Source organism: Nostoc sp. UHCC 0251 (genome assembly GCF_034932245.1).
Classification (GTDB): Bacteria; Cyanobacteriota; Cyanobacteriia; order Cyanobacteriales; family Nostocaceae; genus Nostoc.
Window position 1 is genome coordinate 1 of sequence record NZ_JAYGHD010000492.1, and the last position, 3,849, is coordinate 3,849.

1 protein-coding gene and 1 pseudogene are annotated in these 3,849 nt (G+C 41.2%); both read left to right on the forward strand.

Going from position 1 to position 3,849, the window contains the following annotated elements; translation table 11 throughout:
* Nucleotides 1-218 precede the first annotated feature (218 nt).
* The gene (locus tag VB740_RS36155; RefSeq protein ID WP_323204614.1) at nucleotides 219-1,568 is read left to right on the forward strand and encodes an ATP-binding protein; all 1,350 of its coding nucleotides are present in this window, start codon (nucleotides 219-221) and stop codon (nucleotides 1,566-1,568) included.
* A 201-nt stretch (nucleotides 1,569-1,769) separates the two neighbouring features.
* A pseudogene (locus tag VB740_RS36160) lies at nucleotides 1,770-3,849 on the forward strand (ribosome assembly protein 4); the annotation flags it as partial.

Consider the following 3,849-nt stretch of genomic DNA (forward strand, 5'->3'; position numbering starts at 1 on the left):
TCAAAGTCTCTCTCCTTTTAGGAGAGAGATTTAGAGAGAGGTTTTCCAGATGCCGCTGAATTGTCAGCATATTAGTTACAGCTTTGCGTAAAATCGTGGCGAATTGAGGGGAGAAATTTAAACGCAGAGGTACGCAGCTAATTCACGATCTAAGTAAAAATTTATGCTTTTTAACAAGGATGTGTTAAGACAATACCAAATAATTGCACTACCAGGTTATGCCCATAGATTTACGGGAATTTTATCAGGCTAGCGATCCCAGCAGAACTCTGTTTGTCAACCATAGCTCTGATAGCAAGTATTACATAGATTTTTCCTCAGTCCGAGGTGGTGATATTCTTGGCAAGCTGAAGCAAAAAATTACCTTCTTTAAGCCTAATGAACCCACCTGCACTTTATTTACTGGGCATATTGGTTGTGGAAAATCGACAGAACTATTACGGTTACAGGCAGAACTGGAACAGTTAGGCTTCCATGTGGTCTATTTTGAGTCCAGCGACGATTTGGAAATGACCGATGTCGATATTGCTGATGTGCTGTTAGCGATCGCTCGGCGTGTGAGTCAAAGTCTGGATAAAATTACCTTGGAGTCACCTAACAAGTTTAATGAGTTGCTGCAAGGTGCTTGGAAGGTATTAAACTCTGAGGTGACGGCGGGAAAAGTTAAGCTTCCGATGCTTGGTGATGTCGGTTTATCCGCAGATAAAGATAAGTTTTCTTTGTCTATGGGCATTGGTGAAATCACCGCGAAGATGAAAAATGACCCAACCCTGCGAGAAAAACTTAATCAGTATTTAGCACCGCAAAAAACTAAACTGCTGGAAGCGATTAATCAAGAATTATTGGAACCTGCGATCGCTAAACTCAAACAGCAGGGTAAAAATGGTTTGGTGGTAATTGTCGATAATCTTGACCGCATAGATAATCGTGCCAAACCTTGGGGTCGTCCGCAGCAAGAATATTTATTTGTCGATCAAGGTGAGTTTTTGACTAAGCTTAATTGTCATCTCATCTACACCATGCCCTTGTCCTTGAAGTTTTCCAATGATTACGGAATGCTAACCCAGCGTTTCCCAGAAGACCCCAAGGTGTTACCAATGGTACCTGTACAGTGGTCTGATGGCAGTGTTCATACACAGGGAATGGCGCTCATGCAGCAGATGGTACTAGCAAGAGCTTTTCCTGACATGACACCAGAGGAGCGTCTAAATAAAGTTACCGAGATTTTTGATAGTGCTGCTAGCCTAGAGCGTTTATGTCAAATGAGCGGTGGTCATGTGCGGGACGTGTTAAGGCTGCTGAATACCTGGATTATGGAAGAGATGAGTCTTCCCTTAACTCGTGAAACCTTAGAGCAAGTGATTCGTTCTCGGCGGAATGAGATAATGTTACCGATTTCTGAGGATGAGTGGCAATTATTACGTCACGTCAAGGAAAGGAAAAAGGTGAGTGATGACCACGGATATCAAAAACTGATCCGCAGTCGGTTTGTCTTTGAATATCGGGATGGTGGCGAGTCTTGGTTTGACGTTAATCCGGTTTTGGCTGAAGCGAAGGAGTTGCAGTGAAGTATCTTTCACTTACCCACTCACCCGCCAGGGATTAAAATCCCAGGCTAATAGCTTAAGAGGACTAATAATTACTTCCAGTCCACTAGTCCACTTCAGTGGACTTCAGCTATTAGCCTTGCACTTAAGTGCAAGGCGGGATATGTTGACTCAACGTCAAAACATATAGTCAAAATTCGCACCCGAAAAGCACATAAGCTTATGACAGACTCGCAATCACCAGAAGATGATCGTGTAAGCAGCGATCGCTCTCTGAAACAATTAGCTTGGGCGATTGAATCCTCTGTGGGACAGTTTAAGCTGATATTGGCACGGTGTAATTATGGTAGCCTGCGCGATCGCTTAATCTCCAGATTGCAAGAAATTTGTCAAGTCGAAATTCTTGTTTTGGCGGTGCAGCAATCGAACAGGACTCTTTATACTACCATTCAGGAAGAATTTGGCGAAGAGATACCAGCCTGTGTAATGGTTGTGGGTTTGGAATCAGTGCAGAATTTGCCCGTGATGTTAACTTCTGCAAATCAGGTGCGGGAGGAGTTTCGCAAGAATTTTGCTTTTCCCTTAGTGTTATGGATTGACGATGAAATTTACAAACAACTAATCCAGCTTGCACCCGATTTGGAAAGTTGGGCAACTACGAGAGATTTTGCCATATCAACACAAGAATTAGTATATTTTATCATCGAAATAGCTAATCAATGGTTTAGTAATAACTTAAAATTTAGCGTAGATGAATATCTTAAACGGGAAAATGAGTTAGAAGCGGCGCAAAGAGAATTACTTAAAAAGCCAGATATTTATAATTTAGAAATTCAAGCTAATTTAGAATCCTTGTTAGGTTTTATCAAACAGATAAATAATCAAAAAGATTCGGCGTTAGATCATTATCACAAAGCTGATAAGCTCTGGCAGCAAAATCATAATTTAGAACGACAGGCAAAAATCCTCAGTGAGATTGGCTTTTGTTATTATTTAAAAGCTTTTAAACATCAAGATATCAATCATCCAGATTGGCAAGCAACTTGGCATTATGTCCAAGAGTATATAAATTTTATTAGCCGATTGAAAAGTCCAGATTTAATTGCTACTTCAGTAGTTAAATTCGGTGATATCTTGCGAGACTTGCAAAAGTGGGAAACGTTGCAGAGTCTTTCCGAACAAGCTTTAGTAATCCATCAAAATAACAACCAGCCAAGAGAATTAGCCAAGGATTACGGTTCTTTAGCTGAGGTAGCTTTTGCTCAAAAAAACTGGGTCAAAGCAAATCAGCTTGTTCAGCAAGCCTTAAAGGTTTTTTCTACGATTCCCAATCTGGAATCAGCAAATACATCAGGGATTTTATCTGATATTCCCGAAAGAGATATAAAATCAAAAGATTTGAGTTTATATCAGTTTATTTTAGGCCGTTCTCAATATCAATTAGGTCAAACTCAACAGGCAACTCTAAGCTTAGAAACTGCTAGAGATGTGGGTAATCCCTTAGAAGATATAAGGCTTTTTTTGGATATTCTCAGATTTTTGCAGCAGCTTTACTTTGAGCAGAAAGAATATCTCAAAGCATACAAAATCAAACAGCAACAGCGTTCTATTGAACAGCAATTTGGTTTGCGGGCTTTTATTGGTGCGGGTAGGTTAGAAGCTACCAAACAGGCATTTGTAGAGACATTGCGCTCAAACTCTCCCCAAGGAAATATTGCTCCAGAAATTGCTGCATCTGGTCGCCTATTGGATGTAGAACGTTTAATTGAACGCATGGGTCGCCCTGATTATAAGTTGATAGTAATTCATGGGCAATCGGGTGTAGGCAAAAGTTCCCTGGTGAATGCGGGACTAGTACCAGCTTTAAAGAATAAAGCGATCGGTACTCAAGATTATTTGCCGGTGGTAATGCGCGTTTACACCAACTGGGTAGAAGAGTTAGGCAGGCTTTTGGGAAAAAGTGAGGAGTCGGAAGTTTGTAGAGACGCGATTCATCGCGTCTTCCCTGATTTGCGAGAGTCAGAACTCGGAACTTCAGCCTCAAAACTCGGAACTTCAGCCTCAGAACTCGGAACTTCGACCTCAGAACTCGGAACTTCGACCTTTGATATTCAAAATACCCACTCCTTACTTCTTTCGTCTTCTTCACGTCCTAGTGAAGACGCGATGAATCGCGTCTCTACAAAGTTTCTAATCACTCAACTACGGGAAAACGAACAGCGCAACCTGCGGACGGTGCTAATTTTTGATCAATTTGAGGAATTTTTCTTTGTTTACACCGAACCTGCACAAAGGAAGCAAT

Excerpts from the sequence above, each read along its gene's own strand:
- VB740_RS36155 (WP_323204614.1), top strand. The coding sequence starts at position 219 with ATGCCCATAGATTTACGGGAATTTTATCAGGCTAGCGATCCCAGCAGA.